We start from the raw sequence: 21,243 nt of genomic DNA, 5'->3' as shown, positions 1-21,243 counted from the left end.
ACTCCCAAACGAAGCAAGTGCGGCTGTAGTACTAGGCCTTCTCTCAGGCCAGCGGCTCGTCCGAAAGAGGCGAACGCTTCTTCGTATTCGCCAAGCCGTTCCAGTGCAGCACCCAACAGCTCAATGGCCTTCGCTTCGATCTCGATGTAGCCGAAGTCCGTAGCTAGTTCCACGGCCTTTCGTAACTCAGCGCATGCAGGATATAGATCGTCAGATTCAAAGAGGGCCGTACCCTAGCTCAGCTGAGCTAGGAGCCCGTTGATTTCCCGGTTCGCGGGCGGGCTGCGACGTGGCAGAGGTCGCGGCGGACAAGGGCTATCACAGCGAAGAGTCGCTCGACCGGCTGCAGCACGAGACGCACGTGCGGACCTATATCCCGCAGCCGAAGCAAGCGAAGTCTCGGAAGCGAAAACGGAAGCCGCCGCGTCGTCAGGCGGCCTATCGTCGCAATCGCCGGAACGCGCGCGGGCGCCGCGGTCGCAGGCTGCAACGTCTTCGCAGCGAGAAGGTCGAGCGGACCTTCGCCCATGTGCTCGAAACCGGCGGCGCCAGACGGACCTGGCTTCGCGGCCTGGCGAAGATTCGCAAGCGCTATCTCGTCGCCGCCGTCGCCTACAACCTCGGACGGATCCTGCGGCGACTGCTCGGAGCGGGCAAGCCGAAGCAGTTCGGAAACCTGCAGGCGGAGCTTTCCGCCGCGTTTCGACTCTCCAGCTTCGCCCATTTCGCCGCCAGATCGCATCGAGCGATCACTCGCATCTCGATCACTGTCCGGCTCGCGCTTCTCACGGCCGTCCGTCGCTCGGCCGCCTGACGCCACGCCCGCCCGCGAACCGGGAAATCAACGGGCTCCTAGGGGAAGGGGTGTCGATCGCGGAAGTCGCTCGTCGATTCGGAGTGGATCGATCGAGCGTGAAGCGTTGGAAGCGGGCGATGGCGCGCGGGGGCGTCGAAGCCCTCGCGGCCCGTCCGAATCTCGGGCGGCGGCCTTTGCTGTCGGTCGAGCAGAAGAGTGAGCTAGCGCGGATCGTCCGCGAAGGACCGCGAGCCGCGGGCTTCGCGACGGAGCTCTGGACGCTGCCGCGACTGGTGAAGGTCATCCGCGAGCGGTTCGGCGTCACGTATCACTTCAGCCACGTCGGGCGGTTGCTCAAGAAGCTCGGCTTCACCAGGCAGAAGCCGGCGTTCCGAGCGGCGCAGCGCGACGAGCAGGCGATCGCTCGCTGGCGTTCGCACGACTGGCCGCGCATCAAAAAAAGGCTCGCAGGCGCGGCGCGACCGTCGTATTCGTCGACGAAACCGACTTTCTGCTCCGTCCTCTGATCGGCAAGACCTGGGCTCCGCGCGGCCAGACGCCGATCTTCCGCGCATCCGGAAGGCAGCGTCGGCTCTCGGCGATCGGAGCGGTGACGCTCTCGCCCAGGCGGAAGCGGATCAACCTCTTCTGGCGGTTCTACGACGGCAACGTCCGAAGGCCCGAGTTCGTCTGGTTCCTGCGGCATCTGCGGCTAACGCTCAAGACGCCGCTGGTCGTCGTGATGGACCGGCTGAACGTCCATCGCTCGGCGATCCGCCTACTGAAAGACGAAGGCGCCCGCTGGTTAGATCCCGAACTGCTGCCGGCGTACGCGCCGGATCTCAATCCGGTCGAAGCCGTCTGGAGCTGCGCCAAGCGTGCCGACCTCGCGAATCTCGCCGCCGACGATCTCTTCGACGTCGGCGACGCCGCCGGCGAATCGCTCGTCCGTCAGCGTCGCGACCTCCGTATCCGACGCTCGTACTTCAAGACCGCTCAGCTACCGATCTAGAAGGGCATCCGCTAGGCGAGGAGCAGTAACTCCCCAGTCAAAGCCCCTCTCTCGCCCTTCTCCATCTCCCCATTTCCGGCAATCTGGGCTGTTAATTCGTTCTGCCTATTAACTGGAGATCAAGAGAGTTCGAGCCCGAATCTTCGGGGCGCTCGCGACCTTGAGGGTCAGGAGCGCACCCCGATCAAGACGGGTACGAACCAGAGACGTCGGCCTCAGCGAGAGACATCGCCGCAAAGCTTTGCGGCAGCGGGGTTTAAACGGAAAACGCCCGGCAGCTTCGAGAGATGCCGGGCGTTAACGAGTTAACAGGCGGATTTCAGGGCAATCCGAGAGGCTTCCCTGAGGGCTCGAACCTGCGACGGGCAAGTTAACAGCCGCTCCAGCAGAGACCAACTGTCTTCAAAGCGTGTCCGACAAACGGTACGAAAATGTGTCCAATAAGGCACGATTGCGGTCCGATTGCGCGATGACTCGGCGGACGCAACGTCAACTGCGGCCATAGCTTGATAGGTCAAGATCAAGCCAGCCCTGCCGCCTCCACATCCAGGGCCGCTTGCGACTTTTTCGCAAGCGGCCTTTTTCATTGCACTTGCGGCAATTTCGAGCTATCGATCAGGCTCTCCAAAACCGCGAAAATAGGCAACTGTCCGATACTTTGTCCGATAAGGCGTCCGATAGCCGCTGGTTTCTGTCCGATTCGCTGCGTACCGTTGGCCATAACAGGTGGCCCGACACCTCTCCCAGGAGGCGGAACGGCGATGGCGATGCGACGCAAGAAACTCGGGAAACCAGACGCTGACGGGTACTTCTCGCGGCAACTCGGGTGGAAGCTCTCCCCGACCGGCAAACGGGTGCAGCACAAGTTCCGGCTGGGGACGGAGCAGCGGGAAGCCGAACTGCGGGAGCTGAAGCTCCGCACGCTATGGGAGAGCGTCTAACGCGGCTCCGCTCCGGCCGCCGCTCTCTGGAGCGATACGACCTTGGAGCTGGGCAAGGCGATCGCCCGGGGCGAGGCGTACGCGCTGCTGCCGAAGCTCGCTGGCGAACCGGAGGGAACTTGCGAAGTAGCCGCTCGACGCTCGCTATCGCTTCGCCTGAATTCGCGAACTGCGATAAGCGCGCCCCCTCTTGGGCTCCGCTCACAGCCCAGCATTCGCTAACCCTGCGTCGGAACTACTGAGCGTTGATAGGGTGCGTGGCGAGGAGGCTGGCAAGCTGGGGATAAGCGAATGATCGGTTCTCGATCTCCTTTCCGCCTGCGTGGCGGGCCACCATCTCGACGGACCAGTCGAGTTCATAGGCCAGCTGACGCAGCCAACTCGCGATTGACTAACACGGCTGCATGCCCGTCGTGGTGACTACATGTTTTCCTTCAGTCCGAGTTCGGCCCAACGATTCATCCAGCGGTGCATCGTCATCGACTCGACGGGGTCATGAAACGTGAGCATCGCAGCGTCGACCTCCGGCACGCCGGACTGTTCGGGATCTGGCTCGACGTCTACCTCCGATTGAGCGCCATGGTTGCCGAGCAGGTCGCGGGCTCGGGATTGAGCGGAGGCCGGTCTTCGTCGGGGGCAGTCATAGCCGGAGTCTGCCGAATGCCGCAATGGCTTCGCGGTCTGGAAACACAGCCCCAGATCCCCCTCCGGATCTGCCAGCGGCTCGCTGCAGACCGGACCTTCGTTAGCGACCTTTGCGACGAAACTCGATACGGGCGCGGCCTGCATTGCCTCCGGTCCATAGAACGCCGGCAGCGGCGGGCCGCCGATTCGTTCCTGAAGCCCAAGTCGCTATCTAGAACCTGACGGCGATACTGGGCTTTCCGTAACCGATGCCGTAGCCGAATGGATTCGCGCGGGGCGGAGTAGAGCCTGGTCCGGGACTGACGTAACGACTTGGGTAGATCGTGACGCTGCCAGGATTGCTGCGGCCGTGATTCCGATGCCGTCCACCGAACGCTTGTGTCGATGACGCGAAACTTGTCGCGAGAATCGCGACTACGCCGCATGCGAACAAGATTTTTCTAGTGCGATTCATGGGTCGAACTCCAAGGGTTGTCGTCTTCGTCCACAGGATCCCCGCCTCGCGTTGAGTAGAGTCATTCTACGCCAAGTGAACCGGAAGTCGTTCATTCGAAACTTCGTTGCGATCCCATCATCGCGCCACTAAGAAAGAATGTTTAAGGGGCGTGCCTCTCGCGGCATCGCTACGCCGCGAAGAAACGAAGAGGGTCGCGATGTCGATGCGGTTTTTGAGAACCTTGGTATGTCTGCCGGTGTGCTTCGCGGCGACGTCCGCATGGAGCAGCGCGCAGTCTCCGACGGGCGCCGCCGAGGCACCGGTTGCCCCGAAGGATTCGCAGGCTTCCGATCGAGAAGAGGTGACTAGTGAAGTCATCGCGATCGATTCCGGCAGCTTCGTGATCGCGTTCCGCAAGGACTCGAACGTCTTCCTGGGCTACTCGTCGGAGGACGGCTCATGGGATCGGCACGAGTTCCCGGATAAGATCGTCGCCCGTCCGATCGTGGACGGCGGCGGATACGCTTTCGCGGGCAGCGGCTCGAGCGCCACGGGGGCTTTTCACCTTTCAGGCGAGGCGATCGAAGAGCTCGTCGCCATCGATCGGAACGGTAGGTTTCGGGCGACGAAGCTGGAAAAGTCGGCAGCCGGCGTACTGATGCCCTATATGGTCGACGGCTTGGTCCTCCATGTCGTCGAGGAAAGAGTCTACGCGTTCAGCTCGAAGACCGGCACCTGGGACGTGCTCGCTGTTCCAAAGGGGGCTGCCGTCGAAATCCGTACGGAGGGTTCGATCTCGGTGTCTGGACTTTCCGTGCAAGGCGGTAAGGCGATCTACCGCGCGGAAAACGGCTGCTCCATTTTCGGCGTCGAAAGCGGCAAGTGGACGTCGGCCAGGTTCGAGGCCGACCTACCCTGACCCGACCTGTTTCCTCGCGCGCCGCACGGGGATGTCCTCTCCCAGTCGCGGACGGCGACGGGTTCGAGACTCGATGGCGCTTCGAACGTTTGCGAGCGCGGACCCTGCAGTCGGTCCGCCAGGCAAGCTGATGTTGCCGTCCGCACCAACGGACGTAGCCAGCGACTCAAGCGAGAAGCAACCTGGTCGAACGGTCGTCGCATCCGCGGCAGCCATTTTCCGTTTCGGTGACCTCGTCCCACGTCCCTGCGGAGACAGATGCAATAACTTACTGCTCGAGTTCTTGGAGCAAGGAGCGTTCCAATGCCCCACGGGTCCGTAAACGACACTGTCCCCGCCCCGAGCGCCGAGGTATTTCGCCTGCTGCACGACTACGATCGTCGCCTGGAGTGGGACACGCTTTTGCAGCACGCGGGCCTATGCGACGGCTGGTCCGAGGCTCAGCTTCATGCAACGACTGTGTGTACCGGCCGCTGGTACTTGGGCGGGATCGCGTTAAAGACCGAGTACGTGTCCTTCAGGCCGCCTCGCGTCGCGGCCGTGAAGCTAGTGAATCGTCCTGCGTTCTTCGAAACTTTCGCTGCGACCATTCGGCATCATGATCTAGGTAACGGCTCATCGACGGTCGAGTACAAGTACCGTTTTACTGCTCGTCCCTCCTGGCTTCGGTGGCTGTTACACCCCGCCATGACGGCTGTCTTTCGGTGGGAAACTCGAAGGAGGCTGAAGTCGCTGAGCCGTTGGTTCGCCGAGCGTTCCGACAGTTAGGCGCCAGGCGCAGAGGGCTCAGCGAGAATCGGCGACGGCCATCGTGATTCCGGGCGCAGTAAGTTGCCCCCGAGGTTTCCAGTCGTTCTAAAGAACGCGAACCGGCGCCGGAACGGCTACGTAATCCGAACGGGCCCGTACCAGCTAAGTCGATGCCTCGGAGGGCGCTGCCGACGGGGACGCGCTGTGGCCGTGGGCGATCCGCATCAGTGTCGAGAAACAGGACGAAGACGATGTCACTCAGAACTCTCGCGGTCTTGTCGCTGGCGTTCGTAGTTTGCTCGGCGACGAAAGCTGAAGAAGGGGTCGTCGGACGCGCGACTATAGAAGGCGTCGTTGCCGGACCTGACGGTAAGGCGCTCGAAGGCGTTCGCGTCGACATTTCGACGGCTGCGCCGCGGATCGGTCGCGGACTCTTTTGTCCCAGTTGCTATCTCGACTGCGCGAAGGTCGCGACGACGGACGAAGAGGGTCGATTCTCCCTTGAGAATCTGGACCCGAGCCTCAAGTTTCGGTTGGTCGTCGCCAAGCCAGGGTTCCGCACGCTGCAGACGGAACTGATCGATCCTCTGGTCAGCCCCGTATCGCTTGCTCTCGACGAGGCGGCGAAGGATGTCGATCCTGCCCGCGTCGTCTCTGGGATCGTGACCCAGAACGGAGCGCCGGTGGTCGGCGCGCTGGTCGAGCCTTTCGGCGCCAAGGCTGCGCGCGGACGCTGGTGGGGCCTGGTGGAGGGCGTCGAATCGATCGTGACGGACGAGAAGGGCTACTTCGCGATGGTTCTGCCCGCTGACTTCGAGGCGGTAGACCTCGAAATTACGAACCATGGAATCTGCGGAGAGCAGTTCTCGCTCCTTGAACCTGGCGAAGAGCCGCTTGCAATCGAAGCGCGAACCGGAGCCGGCGTCGTCGGCAGGCTCGTCTCGGGCGGCAAGCCGGTCGCGGGCATGAGCGTCGCAGTCGTTCAGCTCGAACGAGGCGCCGGGCAGGGGATCTTCGTCAAAGCTGTCGGCGCGGTGACGGACGAGGAGGGTGGTTTCGAGTTCCGTTATCTGCCGCCGGACCAGCGTTACTGCATCTACTCGCTGGTCGGCGAAGCGAAGCAAACGGAGAGCCCGCACATCCTGACGACCAAGACCTTCGCAGTTCCCGCGTCGGGCGAGACTCGCGACTTAGGCGCGTTGGAGGTCGCCGCGCCGCTGTCCATTCGTGGAAAGGTGGAACGAGCAGACGGGCAGCCTTTGCCGGAGAACCTGAAGTTGACGCTGGGGCGCGAACCGGCCTGGGATCTGATCAGCGTTCCGGTTCAGAAGGACGGCAGTTTCGAGGCGACCGGTTTGCCGCCCGAAGTGTACGAGATCCACGTCGGCGATCGAACGCTCGCGATCGACGCCGACCGGATCCCCCATCAGTTGCTAAGCGGCGCCTCGTTCGGAGTCCGTCTCGGCGCTTCGCTCGACGACCTGACGGTTCCTGTGAAGGACGCCGTCCAGCGTCCTTCAGCGTCTCCGTGAGACGGTCGGCCGAAGGCAGCACGTCGTCCTCGCCGCTAAACCGCATCGCCGCTTCGAAGGATTGAATCATGCTTGCTTCGCCGCTTGCTCGCCCTGCTGGACCTTGCGTCAACGGCCGCTTCGCTCTCGGTCATGTTTCGGCGATTGCGGTCGCGATAGGGCTCGCATTTACAGCCTTTGGACGGGCGAAGGAACACGCTGAGCTGATGCCGGTCGTCATCAGCAGCGAACCCTCTCCCATTGCGCCCGCGATTTCCGTCAGCGGCACTGTGCAGAACGAAAGCGGCGAACCGCTTTCCGGAGCTTCCGTCGTCCTGCGCGCCGACTTAGGGGGAAGTCAGTACGTCTTCGGGGTGCCGCATAACCGAGACGTGCTGGCTCGCACGACGACGAACGCTGAAGGCCGCTTCAGCTTCGAGGGCATCGGCGTCCCGCCCCGCCTGGTCGAAAGTCTGGAACAGTTGCGCAAGGGCACGGGAGGTTTCAACGTCGTCGCCTGGGCCGATGGGTACGCGCTCGACTGGAAGACGATCACATCGTTCGACGCTCCGGAGATAGCGTTTCAGCTTAATAAGGAAGCCGACGTTTCCGGCGTCGTGGTGGACGAGCAGGACGTTCCGCTGGAGGCGGGCGAACTGAGGGCAATCGGCTTCACCAAGGCGGTCGATAATCTCGATCCGACTCTCAAAGGCCCAGGCGATCTCAACACCATCCTCTCCGAACTCCGGTTCGTCGGGGAGATTCGGGAGGGACGCTTCGTCCTGCACCACATGCCGCAGGACTATCGCATCTCGGTCCGCTGCGAAAGCGCCGCCGGTCACCGCGCTTTCTTCCTGATCGACACGGGGAACGGCACGTCGACCGACTTAGGTTACCGCGATTCGGCGAACGGACGGCATCCGGTTTACCGCGCGCCGGTCCGCGCGACGGTCAAGCAGAACGCCTGGGCGCGTATCAAAGTTGTGGACCATGAAGGCGCCCCGGTTACTGACGGCGGAGTCATGGCCGTCGATTCGGAGCGTCACTACGGAGGTTCGGCAGCGCTCGGGGAAGGGGGGATCGCGATTCTCGCGGTGAACGCTCCCGGACTTCACGATGTGTACTACTCCGCGGACCCTCTGCTCCCCAGGGTCGGACTCATCCAGCCGATCGATCTGCGGCTCGAAGGCGGAGATCTCGTCGAGATCAAGCTTCCCGAGACGCGCAAGGCGACCGGAAGAGTCATCGACCGCGACACGGGCAAACCGATCGCCGGCGTTTATGTTTCGGGCGGAGCGCGCCGGGAGCAGGATCAGGCGCCTCGCTTCACTGGCGCGATGGCCATCAGCGATGTCGACGGACGGTTTGAGCTTCCGACGCTTGAGGGCGAAGTCAGTTTCTCGATTTTCCGAGAAGTCGACGGATATTTCGTTCCGCCGGTTTACGCGCTTCAGAATCTCCCGAAGGTGAAGCGCCCGACCGTTACGGTCAGCGGGGACCAAGTTCCTGAGGAAGTCGTGGTGCACCTCGCGCGCGGCATGACCGTGCAGGGGCAGGTGTTCGACCAGCAGGGGATGCCGGCCCCGGGACTGAAGGTGACCGGAATGAACGAGGAGGCTCCTTATCGGCGAGCGCAGGCCGTCACGGATGCGGATGGCCGATACCGCCTCACCTCGCTATCGCCCTACGTTCCGACGCGGGTCGCCGTCGGGTCCGGTTCGGGCTCCGCCGAAGAAACGATCCTGCCGACGAAAGATCACCCTTGGGATCAGACCCTGACGAAGAACGTCGACCTGAAAATGGCGGCGGGAACCGCTGTAGCCGGGCGCGTCGTGATGAGAGGGCGTCCGGTCGCGGGAGCGATGGTCAGTCTCCATCGCGGCAAGGAAGTCGAGCGAGGCCTGCGAATGGAGCTTCTCAGTCAGGTCGCGACCGACGCCGAGGGGAAGTATCGACTCAGCGGCCTCCGCAAGGGCGACAAGTACCAACTGCACGTCGAACCGCAGGGCAACGCCGAAGTCCGCGACGGGGCTCTAGGACGGGGGCATATCCAAACCGTGGGGGTCCCAGACGGAGAGACGATCGATCTCCCCGACTTGGAACTGAAGACCAGCGGGCAAACCTTGGCGGGAGTCGTCGTCGATCGCGAAGGCAACCCGATCGCAGGCTTCTCCGTCAGCGCAAGCCTGGCGTCAGGCATGCACTTGGCGCGACCCCAGCGAGGCGCGCCGCCTTGGACCGAAACGGACAAGGACGGGCGCTTTCGGCTGACCGACTTGCCCGACGAGCCGATTTCGCTCATGGCGTACAAAGCCCAGCCCGGCCAGCCGATCCTCCGCCCAGCGCGCGCCAATCCCGAGATGAACGCACAGAACATCCGGATCGTGTACGATCCGACGCTCGTTCAGGAACCTGAGAGTCTCGATTGATGGCCGCGGACCGAGACTACTCCTTCGGCTCCAGATCCTTTCGCAACTCGTCCAGTTGCTCAACGCTGATCCGCTGCTTTGTGGATGAGAGCATCGACATGAAGTGCTCGATGCTGGCGGGCTCGCTCGGGAAGCCGATGTTGCCGTCAGGACCGTCGGACGTAGCCAGCGCTTTGCCCTCGCTGTCAAGAATGGCGAACCAGGGAATGCCTCCGCGAGGACCTTCCTTGATGCCGTTCATGACTTCGTCGCTACCGTTCCAGCGCTGGTCCATCCGCACCCAGAGGTAGTCTTGCTCCCACACGGCGCGATGCCGTTCCAGGTAATGCGCCAGCATGTGACAGGGACCGCACCATGTCGCGGTCTCCTGCAAGATTATTCGCTTGTTCGCAGCCTTCGCCTCGGCCAGCGCGTCTTTGAGTAGGGTACGTGCGTCAAGCGGTTCGGGAGCGTTAGCCGCGAGCACGTTGAGTACTGCGGCTCTGTCGAACACGGCTGCCGCACTGCGAGGAATAGACCCTTGCTCCACCTCCTGGTCGGCCGCATCGCGGAAGGCCCATGACGGAAGTTCGCCGTTCTCCAGCGTCACGCCGAGTCGGTCGGCGAGCGCCGAGGCTCCTTCCCTCTTCGCGTCTACGTGGAGGACCTGGAAGGCGTAGGCCGCCATACGAACCTTGTCGTCCTCCAGACGCAGCCGAAACCATGCATCGGTCAGCGGGTTCTCGCGATCGACGAAGACGATCACGACGTTCTGTCGTAGCGAGTTCGCCTTCTCTAGGGCCGCGTCGTAGCGTTCGACGGGCGTCTTGTCCGAAGCGAGTTGCTTCTCGACTCGCTCCTCGAACGTGGGCGGTACGTAGAGAGGCTCCGCGGCGACGTCGCCCAGATCCTTCTCTTCCGCCGTCAGGGGCGTGTGGCTTGGAAGGATCGGAAGGAATCGCCCGCTTCCGTCGTCAGCGATGAGACTCAGCGAGTACTGCTGACCTACGACGAGACCTTCCATGCGGAAACGACCTGCTTCGTCGGTCGTCTCTGTCGCGCCCCACGCGTCCTGAAAGGCACTGTCCCCCCGTTCGCCGATGTAGACTCGCCTTGCCCATCGCACCTGCTTTCCCGACATCGCCGCTCCCGTCGACTTATCGACAAGTCGACCTTCAGCGGACGCCAGCGGCGCGATGACGATGGTCGTCTCCGGGTCCTCCGCTCCGACTTCGACCACTCCCGCTAGCTTGCCGTCGGAGCTGCGAGCGATGAGCGTCATCGGATGGAGTTTGCGTTCCGATGCGAAGCGTCCGTTCTCGTCCGCTTCGGCGTTGAACCTTCCCCCGGAGGCCGTCGATCGATAAATCCCCTCGATCGTCGCGCCGGCCACTGGCTGAGGAGGATCTCCCGTCACGATCGTTCCGGCGAAGGGACCTCTTTCGGGACGGGGCGCGGCGAGATCGACCCGGACGTCGGCTTGACCGTCCACCTCGATCGTCTGGGGGGCGACTTGGGACGGTCCGCGCAGCGAGTGAGTTCCTGGGCCGACGAAGAACTCGTACCGGCCTTGTTCGTCGGTCGTCGCATGGCGCCCGATCGAGGGAGCGATCCAGCGATTTCGCTGGCCCGGCGGGATCGGCAATGGATCGCCGCGAAGCGCCTGTAGCGACCGCCCCGTCTGCTGGAGGCTGACCCCGATGCCTGCTGCCGGAACCTTGTCAGGACCGACGGTGACGACCCCGTGCACTCGCGTCGCCCGCACGAGCTGGAAGTGCAGGTCCGTCGCCGGCGCTCCGCTTCGGAGCACGATGCCGTCGATCAGGGGAGCCGCCCACTCGTCATCCCTCACCCCGAGCGCGTAAAGCATTTCCGGAGCGACATCCATCCTGAAGCCGCCCTCGGCATCCGTCGAGACGGTCTTACGCTCGTGGTCGAAACCGTAGCCTTGGCCCACCGCGAGGATCTCAATCCCTGCTGCGGGTCTGCCGTCCGCGAAGGTCGCCCGTCCGCTCGCGCTCACGAGCCGCCGCAGGGTTCCCGTCACCGCTCCGTCGGGATGCTCGCTGGCGACGAACTCGATCCGCGGCCGGTCGAAGCCCTTCGCGGTAGGCCAGAAGGTGATCCCTTCCTCACCCCAGCTTGGGAGACCGCGAAACTCGGCAACGCCCCGCTCGTCGGTCGTTACGTCGAAGAGATGCGGGATGAATCCGAGATTGAAGTAGTCCGGTTCGTCGGGCTTCTGCAGCGTCCAGGGCCGAACCTCGGCGCCTGCGATCGGAGCTCCCTGCTCGTCGACGATGTGAACGTCGACGGACTTCGTTTCGGCGAGTTGTAGCTGCACCGCGCCTGCATCCAGCCACTCAGGTCGAGCGCGACGATTCCCCTGACCCGCCGCCGTGCGATAGTCGAAGCCGACCTGCGGCTTCCAGGCGTAGACGAACTGCAGCACGCCCGCCGCCGGCATCCGCAGCATGACCTTCCCTTCGGCGTCGGAAAGACCGCTCGCGACGCCGACGTAATCAGCCATCGCGCCGACCTCGACCCCGGGCGCCGCCGCCCCTTCGCTGTCGAGCACCGTGGCCCTCAGTCGCTGAACCGGAAGGAGCGGAATCTCCAACGGAATCTCGAAATCTTTCGCCGTCTGAGTACGCGAGCTGTAGATGCCCATCCGATCGCCTGGACCGTCGTCGGCGACGATCGCCAGCGACCCGACGCGATCCCGTTCGACGTGAATCGTGAAGGAGCCGTCCTCGGCGCTTGTCGCCCGCACGGTCTCGTCGTAGGCGATCCCGCGCACCGCGACGCCGACGGCGCCTGTTCCGTTCCCGTCGACGACGCGCCCTGTCACCGCGACCCGAATCGGAGCGTCTGGCTCGGCCCCCTTTGCTGGGTAAGCGAGCACAGCGAGAAGGATGAGCGAGGTCGTGATCGAATGACGAACCATGATTTATTCCAGCAAATACGAGCGGTGCAACGTTGCCAATAGAGCGAAAGCGTGTCGCCGCTTCAACGAAGACTCCTTCCCTAGCAGTCCGTTGATTTCCCTGTTCGCGAGAGCCTGAGCGTTCAAAAGGTCGCTGAGCGTCGAGGCATCAGGAGCGGGAGCCGGACGGCGACCGAGATGCTTAAGATCGCTCGATGCGATCCGACGGCGAAATCAGCGAAGCTGGAGAGCCCAAACGCGGCGGAAAGCGCTGCTCCCAGTTCTCCGAACTGTTTCGGCTTACCGGCGCCGAGGAGTTGGCGCAGGATCCGTCCCAAGTTGTAAGCGACGGCGGCGACGAGGTAGCGCTTGCGGATCTTGGCCAGCCCGCGAAGCCAGGTTCTCCTGCCGCCGCCCGTTTCGAGCACGTGCGCGAACGTCCGCTCGACCTTCTCGCTTCGTAGACGCTGCAGCCTGCGACCGCGACGTCCGCGCGCGTTCCGGCGATTGCGACGATAGGCCGCCTGACGACTCGGCGGCTTGCGTTTTCGCTTCCGAGACTTCGCTCGCTTCGGCTGCGGAATATACGTCCGCACGTGCGTCTCGTGCTGCAGCCGGTCGAGCGACTCTTCGCTGTGATAGCCCTTGTCCGCCGCGACCTCTTCCACGTCGCAGCCCGTGCCCGCCTCGCGCAGGTTCGTTCGCGCGGCGTTCACGGTATCTTCGATCGTCCGGCAGTCGCCGGCGGTCCCTTCGTAGACTTCCGCCGCGACGATCACGTCCGTCTCCAGATCGACGGCGTGTTCGACCTTGTACTTGAGATGCGTGCGACCGTCCTTCATCTTCCCGATCCGAGCGTCGGGATCGTGCGGATTGACCCACTCGTCGTTGGAGACCTTCTTGTCCTTCCGCTTCCTGTCGAAGCGGCGCAGCTCCTCGTCGTCCGGGTCGCTTACGCCCGTTTCGGCTTCGTAGAGCTTGCGAACGTACTCCTGCCAGTCGTCGCCGTTCTCCCGGCGGACGATCGACTTCATCGAAGCGTTCGCTTCGAGATCGCTGGCGTCGACGCCGAGCGTTTTGCCCTTGAGCAGACCCTTCTCGTGGCAGAGGCCGAGAACCAGGTCGAACGCGAGCTGATGGATCTCCAGCGGCAGCCGGTTTCGCGTCAGCGTGAGCGTCGAATGGTCCGGCGTCTCCTCGCCGGGACCGAAGCCCAGGAAACGGGCCAGCGAGCGACTGTCGTCGCAGCGCCAGGCGATGCCGCGCTGGCTGTCGATCCCCTCGAAGTAACCGATGAACAGCATCCGGAAGTAGACGCCCGGCGCCAGGCTCTTTCGCCCCGTCGTTTCGTAGTACGGAGCGGCCGCCTCTTCGAGCCGTCCGTCGAATTCGATCTCGGCCAGCAGCCCGTTCAGACGGTCGTAGAAGACGTTTCGCGGACCGCTCCCCAGCTTGTCCGTCGGAACCCAGAACGTCCCCTGCGTCTCCCGCTTCCGCTTGCCCAAGCCCATCGCGATTCCTCCCCCGCGTCGAGATCACGCGAGGATAGCGCAGGCAGGGCGAAAATCAACGGGCTGCTAGCGACATGCTCTTCTAGATCGGGAACTGAGCGGTCTGAAGTAGGAGCGGCGGGATGCGGAGGACGTAGCGCTGTTCGTCGAGCGATTCGCCGACAGCGTCCCCGACGTCGGATGGGTCTTCGGCGACGAAGTGGCTAGGGGCGCTCTCAGCCATCGCCTCGATGCGACCGAAGACAGCGCCGATCGGTGGAGTGCGAGTCGAGACCAAGGCCGCGGTTTCACAGCTTTCTGGCGCCGAAGCGCTACCCTGTAACGGCACGGCGACCTTATTCTGAGACGCACGATCTTCTCGAACGGACCGTCTTTCTTCTCTGGTCGCTGGATCGCGTATGAACGCACAAGAAGTCGACGGATGCGATGCTCGTCCAGTCCGACTGCCGCTCCGGACCCGTTCGCGTTGGTGGAAGCTGATTCGGCTTCTAAGGACCTTGTCTCTCCTGGCGACGGCGGCGATGAGCGCCAATCTGACGGCCGCTCCGGACGAGCGCCCGTATCGATACTGGGGCCCGCCGTTCGAAGACGGCTTTCGGGCGCGAGCGGTATTTTGGGACCGAACCAACTCCGTGTTGGAGACGCCCGATAGAACGTACGTCTTCAAGCCGATCGAGACGCTCTCGGCGCAGGACAAAGCTTACCTTGCCTCGCTGCCCCTCCCGCCGATCGCCCGAGACCGTCTGCGATGGGGCGTGACGGAGATCGCGAAGGAAATTCCCTCGCAGCCGGTCAACGGCTTCAGCGGGCGCGTCATCGCGTTCAACGGTCGTCAGTTCCTGGTCGCGGTCCGCAACGATCGGATCTCCGACACGCGGCATCCTCCGTCGATGCTGGACGAGGCGTCGCTCAAAAAGCTCCTGGAGCTCTACGCCGACGAACTCTCTCCCGAGGAACGCATCCTCGCCGCGGCGGCGACGCATGAAGCGCTCTGGACGGCCGACCCTGCGTCGGCGGCGAGCATCCTGCCGAAGGGCCAGTTCGACGACCTCCTTCCCTCAGGAGCCTTGCCGATCGCGTACGACGGCTTCTGGCTGGCGTACAAAGATCCGCGGACGGCAGACGGTCTCCCCGGCGCGCTTCGCACGATGCGCGTCTCGGAGGCCGACGCGAAGGCGCTGAAGCTGCGCGACTTCCTGCTGGAGAAGTTCGTCGACGAGGCTCGCTACATTCCAGGCGACGTCGATCCGTCGCTGCTTCGGGCGCTCGCGCGGAAGGAACGCCTGACTTCCGCTCCGGTCGGGGAGCCGCGTCGCTTCGAAGGAGCGACCGGTCGTAGCGGCAATCCTGTCGAAGGTCGTTGGATCTATCGCGACGAGACGGGCAGCGTGATTCTGCTCGCTGACGGCACGGTCGAGGTCGTCGCCGGGACGGCCGCCGATACGAAGTGGTACGAGTCGATCGGCGCTGGAAGTATGGCCAAGACCAGCGTCTATGACGAATTACCTGAATCGTATTCCTGGCGGGACTGGTCGTCCTTTCCAGAAGACGCGCGCTCGGCACGCCTCGTCTCACGAACCGATGACAGCGCCTTCGTGCAAATTCGCGACGGCGACTATCTTCGCTTCGACCGGAAGAACCTGACTGCGGAAGACGATGCGTACGTCGCGAGTGCCGAGTTGCACTCGTATGATTCGCGCGTCGTACGCATCACGCCGCTTCCGAGCGCTAACGTTTGGGACGACCAGCCGGTCGGAATGGTCGACCTGCGTCCCGTCGCCTTCAATGGACGAGCCGCCATTTGCGCCACTCCGCAGAATTCGATTCACGTCCATCCGGTCCTCTCGGTGGCGGTCGACCTTCGGACGCGGAAGATCTTCCTGGGCTGCTGCGCCCTCGAGATGGACGCGGACGACTGGATTCGCGCCGCCGGCGTGACGCGTCAGGCGATCTGGCAGGAGCGCGACGGAACGCCGCTGCAGGTCGGCGACTCCTTCGCCGTAGCCTTCGACGGCGAATCGGTCCTGCTCGAAAAAGATTCTGCTCGTCTTATCGGCGAGGAGGATTCCGACGAAATCGAACGACTGACAGGCTTCCGGCTCGTCGCGGTCGCGGCGTCGGATGCTGACGTCGATCGTCGCATGCTCGAAACGCTACAGAGCCGTTCCGACGAAGAGAGTCGTCCGCTCGATTCGGCGGAGCTGCTGGCGAAGAAGGCTCTCGCGTCGAAGGGACGAGGCGAATCCGCGACGCTCGGCGAGCGACGACTCTGGACGGGGCGTTTCTTGCGTTCCGTCGGGCCGACCGAGGGTCGCCTGCTGTCGCGGAACGATCGGACCTGCTCCGTCCTGCTGGAGGACGGGACGCTCGACCTTTTGCTCGGACTATCGGAAGAGGACGCAGCCTACCTCAATTCCGTCCAGGGCTTCGTCTCGCCGCGGATGCGATTATCCGAGAAGATCGTGTATCGCGCTTCGGATCTCGACGCGATCGGCAAGGACGTGGGCAGGCGGACCGTTCGCGCGTGGGCGACGCCGCCGCTCGACAACAAAAGGGCGGAGGCGATCGCGTGGGATGCGGAACGCGTATTTCTGCGACACGTTTGGAACGGCGCCTTCACGATGCTGCCTCTGACCGAGGTCTTTCCGGAGGATCGAGCCTGGCTCGATGCACGACCGCGTCCGCAGTTCGACGCGCCGATCGAACGTTGGACTCCCTCCGGCGACGCGAAGGAGTACCCATCCTGCCCGACGCAGCCGTTCGACGGCTCTCCGATCGCATTCAACGGCCGCGCCGTCCTATTCCTCCTGCCCGGAGGCGTCCTGCCAGACCTTTGGTACGACTTCGCGGCGCTCTCTCCCGAGTCGCAGCGAAAGATCCTGGAGCGTTTCGACGACCGGATGGACGACCGTACGCGGTTCCTCGCCGCCTGGAGAATGCGGCAGGCGATCTGGATCGAAGAACCCGGCAAGCCGTACGAAACGTTCAAGGCCGTCCCTGGAACGGGTTTCATTCCCGATCTCGATCGTGCGGTCGCCTACGACGGCAGAACGCTCGTCTTGCTTTGGAGACGTCCCCCCGGCGTCGACGGTCGATTGTCGCGTCCCACCTACTCCGCCGTTCAGCTGGGACCCGAGGGCGGCGTCTTTCATCTCCTCGAGCCGCAGCTTCGCGATCGGTTCGTGGCAGGCAGTCGACCGTTACCGGAGTGCGACGTGCCGCAATTGCTGGCAGCTTACGAGCGCGCCGGGCGGCGCGAGCCGCCGAAGTTGGGGGAACGGCGGCTCTGGCAGAAGGGCACCCTGAGCGATCCGACTCCGAAGCAGGGGCGGCTGGTACAGGCCATCAGCACGGCGTGCGTCGTTCTCGATGACGAGAACCGCGTCGACATCGTCGCCGGACTGACCGAGGAGGACTGCGCCTACCTAAATTCCGTCGAAGGGTTTCGTCCTTCCGGCGCCGCCGAAGAAGAGCGCGCGCCTGCGTACGCGATCGACTACGGCGAGTCGATGCTCGTTCGCCTCGATCGCATCGTCGAAGGTCGGATCGACGACAAGTTTCTTCGCGACCTGGACGAGGTGCTCGCGTATCTGCGGCGTTCCGGCCCGTACGACGTCCAAAGCTCGCACTACTTCGTCGATGCGATGAACAATCTCTCGAGCCGATTGCGCAAGGCGGACGCTCTCGTACGCGAGGAGGAGACGAAGCGGGTTAAGGCTGCGATCGCGTCGGGGGAGATCAGCCAGGTCGCGGGCGATGCGAAGCTGAAGGCGATCGAGAACGAGCCGCTCGATCCGACGGACGGCACGAACGAGATGGAGCGGGCGATCGCGAAATGGAAGCAGACGCTTCCGGACTCGTCGTTCCCCTGGACGATCGAAGCGGGCGCGCTCTACGCCCTCGCGTGGAACGCTCGCGGCGACGGACTTGCAGGCGACGTAACCGAAGAGGGCTGGCGCGTGCACGCGGAGCTCATTCCGCGCGCCGACGCCGCGATTAAGGAAGCCGCGAAACGGAGCCCGAACGACTATTACGTACGCGTCGTACAGATGCAGATCGGACGCTCGGCAGGATACGATCTCGAGGAGATTCGCGAGGCGTTCTACGCCGGACTCGAAGGGGATCGGAACTTCGATACCCTTCTCTGGGAAATGACGTTCACGCTCCTGCCGCAATGGTACGGAAGCCCTGGCGACGTAGGGGCCTTCGCCGCCGAGATGATGGATTACTACGGCGACGCGGAAGGGACGAAGGCTCTCAATTTCATCATCAACAAGCAGGCGAACGCCAACGGAACCCGTCTGCTTCGAGGAGAGTTTCCCCCGGAAACGCTCGCACGAGGAGCGCGGTACCTGGCCGATCGACCGAACTTCGACCCGAGCGAACACGTCCGTGCGGAGGTATTCGCCTTCCTGAGCGGCGATTTTTCTCTCGCATGGGAACTCAAGCGCCGCACGCTCTTTTCGCGCAACCCGGAACTTAAGCGACGACGAGACATCGACTGGTCCAACGACCGAGCGATCCGCGACTTTTACGCCAAGCTCGACGGCCCTCCCGACGTTCGACGCGCGAGGCGAGTCGACTTCGAACGCCGCGACTCGGCGCCGCCGACGATGGTTCTCGTCGCGTCGGGAAGGATCGCCCTGATCGATTCCGGAAACGGCTCGATCCAGGCGATCGACGTCGCGGCGATGGCGCCGAGCGCGGGGTTCGTCGTTCCCGACGCTCTCGATGATTTGCAGTTTCTATCGAGCGCGAGCGACCGTCGGCTCGGCGCCGTCGGAACGGATCCATCCGGCGTGCGTCGAATCATCCGCTTCGACGCGGCCGGGGACCAGGAGCCGGTCGTCATGCAAGGGACGGAGCCGTTTCCATCCGTCATCGCCATGTCGCCGACCGGCGACCGAATAGCCGCGGCACGCGACGAACCTGAGGGGTCGATCACGCTTTGGGATGCCGCGACGGGGGAAGTTCAGGGATCGGTGACGGCGCCGTTTCCGGCGAGACAACTCCTCTTCTCGCCGGGCGGAGATCGACTCGCCGTGTGGGACGGCGAGAAGAATCTCGTCTTCGTCGACGCGGCATCGAGAGAACTAGAGCCCTTTCGCGTTAATCGTAGCGGTATCCGCAGTGGGCGATGTAGTTCCTGCATTCGTCGGGTCGGAAGCGATCGACGAGGCGACCGCAGAGGCGCCACAGGCCTTCGACGGTTCGCGCTTCGGCGTCGCGAATCATCCGTTTCAGCTTCGAGAAGGCCATCTCGATCGGGTTGAGGTCGGGACTGTACGGCGGCAGAAACCAGAGTCGCGCGCCGACCGCTTCGATCGCCTCGCGGGCTTCGATCCGCTTATGGCTCGAGAGGTTGTCCAGGATCACGACGTCGCCCTCTCGCAGAACCGGCGCGAGCTGCGTTCGCACGTACGCGACGAACAGCTCGCCGTTGATCGCCCCGTCGACGACGAGCGGCGCGACCAGGCCGGTCGACCGCAAGCCGGCCAGAAAGGTCGTCGTCTTCCAGTGGCCGTGCGGGACGGAACCGTGCGCTCGCGTCCCGCGATCGGACCGGGCGTACGTCCGCGTCATGTTCGTTTTCGCCCAAGTTTCGTCGAGAAAGACGAGGCTTCGCGGGTCGAGGCTGGACTGGCCCTTCCGCCACGCGTCGCGGGCATCGGCGACGTCGGGCCGCGCCTGCTCGCTGGCGACGAGCGTCTTTTTTTTCGCGACAGCCCCAACCGCTTGAGAGCCGTGCAGATCGTCGAGAGCACGAACTTGCGAGGCAGGGCCGCGGCGATCTCGCGCAGGTAGGCGTCCGGATTCTCGGCGACGAACTTTCGGATGTCGTCGCTGTAGGGCTCCCAATCGGGGCGCCGATCGCGAGTCCTGGCCGCTTCGACCTTGCCGGACTCGCGGCGCACCTGCTTGACGCGTCGAACCCACGCTTCGCACGCGCCGAAGCGCTTCGCGACGGCGCTCGTTCCTTCCCCCGCATCGCACGCCGCGAGGACGTCCCGCCGGAACTCTTTCGAATACGCTTCGGCCATCGGATCCCTCCGTTCGAGAAGGAACCCAACCTACCGAAGCTCGTCAGCTTGCGCTAGAGTTATCGCGAAGCCGCTCTAGGCGAAGCGATCGAACTTCCCGCCCCCGGTCATTTTCCCCAGTTCGTACGGGACGGACGGCTGGCGTTCCTGGCACGGTCTGGAACGGCTACCGAGCCCCGGTGGACCGCCGTCGTCGTGGACCCGGAGCAGGGACGAGCGGAAGAGCGGTCCCCGAGTTGGCCGTGCAAGTTCCCTTCGTTCGGCGACGCCGTCTTCGATGACGAACTGGATCACGCGTTCGTCATCGCTCATCCCGACAATGCCGAGCCAGATGACCGAATTCATGTTCTCGACCTGAAGACGGGCGCTGCCGTTACGGCTCTCGACGGCCATTTCGCTCCGGTCTTGCAACTGAAGTACTGGCGCGACGCCCAGCGGCTCTACAGCGTGGGACGCGATCGCCACCTGTTGGAGTGGGACGTCTCCCCGACCGGATTGAAGGCAGCAAGCGAGAATGACAGAAAGCCATAGTCTTAGCTCATCCTGTACCACTGGATCGCGAGCGGTCTGAACGCCTCTCGCCTTTCAACTCCTCCAGTCGCCTTATCGCTTCCTCTCTCGCTCCTTCGCGGCAGTCAGGCCGGCGGGGGCGACGTCCCACTCGATGAGGTTCCGGTCAGCGCCGAGGCTGTAGAGCCGCTGTACGTCAGCACGGTACTCCAGCTGCACCGGCGACGCGAAGTGGCCGTCGAGGGCGGTCAGGAGTTCGCCGGTGTCGGCGTCGAGAACCGTTATCCGCCACCCCCGCCCAGCAGCAGGATGCGGGATGACGAAGAGCGTCGAGAGATCTTCGCTCAGGGCGACGTCTCCGAAGGCCGGCAACTGCGACCGCCAAGGCTCCGATAGACGCCGCCGCCCGGTCTGCTGAGCGACGTGATTGCCGCATCCTCCTGCCGAACCCGATAGAGACCCTTTCCGACCCACGCCAGGCCGAGGCTAAAGATCAACCCAACTGCGAATAACGTTCGCAGGCGAAAGCGTGGGAACACGCTGCGTGGTTGCCTTGCTCGCCTGACATCATCTGTCGAACGCTTCGCCGGAGAGGACATGTCGTCGTCCATTGGCACATCGACGAAAGCGAACTCAGGAAGCTGGAGACGTGATCTTCGCAACGTAGCCGACGATGCGTGCAGCGTCCAATTAGGGCAAAGCGACCTACGTGGGACGACCGAAGGCTGCCAGGAGCGGAGGGCTCACGAAGTAGTTACACGGGAGGAGGCGGAAGTGACGAAGTGACGTGCAGAATCTTCTGCGGATTTCGCTTGCGGCGGCGGCTCTACCTGCAGT

At 63.7% G+C, this 21,243-nt stretch carries 15 protein-coding genes and 1 pseudogene; 8 read left to right on the top strand and 8 right to left on the bottom strand.

Features of this window, described 5'->3' with window-relative positions:
- Positions 1-289: 289 nt before the first annotated feature.
- The 4 genes from SH602x_RS05545 (at position 290) to SH602x_RS05530 (ending at position 2,749) form a co-directional block, all read left to right on the top strand.
- Positions 290-814, top strand: coding sequence for a transposase (locus SH602x_RS05545; RefSeq protein ID WP_479475843.1), 525 nt, complete (start codon positions 290-292; stop codon positions 812-814).
- Positions 736-1,323, top strand: coding sequence for an IS630 family transposase (locus SH602x_RS05540; RefSeq protein WP_479477095.1), 588 nt, complete (start codon positions 736-738; stop codon positions 1,321-1,323). Before SH602x_RS05545 ends, SH602x_RS05540 begins: the two co-directional genes overlap by 79 nt.
- The gene (locus SH602x_RS05535; RefSeq protein WP_479477094.1) at positions 1,224-1,808 is read left to right on the top strand and encodes an IS630 family transposase; all 585 of its coding nucleotides are present in this window, start codon (positions 1,224-1,226) and stop codon (positions 1,806-1,808) included. The genes SH602x_RS05540 and SH602x_RS05535 overlap by 100 nt, the downstream gene beginning before the upstream one ends.
- Positions 1,809-2,575: 767 nt before the next feature.
- On the top strand, positions 2,576-2,749 hold the full coding sequence (locus SH602x_RS05530; RefSeq protein WP_479475842.1) for a hypothetical protein: 174 nt from the start codon (positions 2,576-2,578) through the stop codon (positions 2,747-2,749).
- A gap of 420 nt (positions 2,750-3,169) precedes the next feature.
- Here SH602x_RS05530 and SH602x_RS05525 read toward each other — a convergent pair whose 3' ends face one another.
- Positions 3,170-3,538, bottom strand: coding sequence for a hypothetical protein (locus SH602x_RS05525; RefSeq protein ID WP_479475841.1), 369 nt, complete (start codon positions 3,536-3,538; stop codon positions 3,170-3,172).
- Positions 3,539-4,047: 509 nt separating this feature from the next.
- Here SH602x_RS05525 and SH602x_RS05520 point away from each other — a divergent pair.
- The 4 genes from SH602x_RS05520 (at position 4,048) to SH602x_RS05505 (ending at position 9,439) form a co-directional block, all read left to right on the top strand.
- Positions 4,048-4,749 carry a hypothetical protein gene (locus tag SH602x_RS05520; protein ID WP_479475840.1) on the top strand — a complete coding sequence of 234 codons (702 nt, stop codon included), beginning with the start codon at positions 4,048-4,050 and terminating at the stop codon, positions 4,747-4,749.
- A 303-nt stretch (positions 4,750-5,052) separates the two neighbouring features.
- Positions 5,053-5,517 (top strand): SRPBCC family protein, encoded by a 465-nt coding sequence (locus SH602x_RS05515; protein ID WP_479475839.1) that lies wholly within the window; start codon positions 5,053-5,055, stop codon positions 5,515-5,517.
- Between the two features lie 233 nt (positions 5,518-5,750).
- Positions 5,751-7,031, top strand: coding sequence for a hypothetical protein (locus SH602x_RS05510; protein ID WP_479475838.1), 1,281 nt, complete (start codon positions 5,751-5,753; stop codon positions 7,029-7,031).
- A 206-nt stretch (positions 7,032-7,237) separates the two neighbouring features.
- Positions 7,238-9,439, top strand: coding sequence for a carboxypeptidase regulatory-like domain-containing protein (locus SH602x_RS05505; RefSeq protein ID WP_479475837.1), 2,202 nt, complete (start codon positions 7,238-7,240; stop codon positions 9,437-9,439).
- Positions 9,440-9,455: 16 nt separating this feature from the next.
- Here SH602x_RS05505 and SH602x_RS05500 read toward each other — a convergent pair whose 3' ends face one another.
- The 7 genes and pseudogenes from SH602x_RS05500 to SH602x_RS05470 all read right to left on the bottom strand — a co-directional run bounded on the left by SH602x_RS05500 (position 9,456) and on the right by SH602x_RS05470 (position 20,778).
- A complete protein-coding gene (locus SH602x_RS05500) occupies positions 9,456-12,365 on the bottom strand; it encodes a hypothetical protein (protein ID WP_479475836.1) in 2,910 nt (969 codons plus the stop codon).
- Between the two features lie 122 nt (positions 12,366-12,487).
- On the bottom strand, positions 12,488-13,855 hold the full coding sequence (locus SH602x_RS05495; protein WP_479472661.1) for a transposase: 1,368 nt from the start codon (positions 13,853-13,855) through the stop codon (positions 12,488-12,490).
- An 82-nt stretch (positions 13,856-13,937) separates the two neighbouring features.
- Positions 13,938-14,078 carry a hypothetical protein gene (locus tag SH602x_RS05490; RefSeq protein ID WP_479475835.1) on the bottom strand — a complete coding sequence of 47 codons (141 nt, stop codon included), beginning with the start codon at positions 14,076-14,078 and terminating at the stop codon, positions 13,938-13,940.
- Between the two features lie 4,886 nt (positions 14,079-18,964).
- Positions 18,965-19,606, bottom strand: coding sequence for an IS630 family transposase (locus SH602x_RS05485; RefSeq protein WP_479477093.1), 642 nt, complete (start codon positions 19,604-19,606; stop codon positions 18,965-18,967).
- Positions 19,573-19,896, bottom strand: a pseudogene (locus SH602x_RS05480) (IS630 transposase-related protein); the annotation flags it as partial. The pseudogene SH602x_RS05480 and the gene SH602x_RS05485, both read right to left, overlap by 34 nt.
- A gap of 75 nt (positions 19,897-19,971) precedes the next feature.
- Positions 19,972-20,241, bottom strand: coding sequence for a hypothetical protein (locus SH602x_RS05475; protein WP_479475834.1), 270 nt, complete (start codon positions 20,239-20,241; stop codon positions 19,972-19,974).
- A 258-nt stretch (positions 20,242-20,499) separates the two neighbouring features.
- Positions 20,500-20,778: a hypothetical protein gene (locus SH602x_RS05470; RefSeq protein WP_479475833.1), complete on the bottom strand. Its 279-nt coding sequence runs from the start codon at positions 20,776-20,778 to the stop codon at positions 20,500-20,502.
- Positions 20,779-21,243 lie beyond the last annotated feature (465 nt).

It is taken from the genome of Lignipirellula cremea (genome assembly GCF_056501455.1).
The sequence above is the reverse complement of the archived record's forward strand: the minus strand, read 5'-3'. Positions and strand labels throughout refer to the sequence as shown.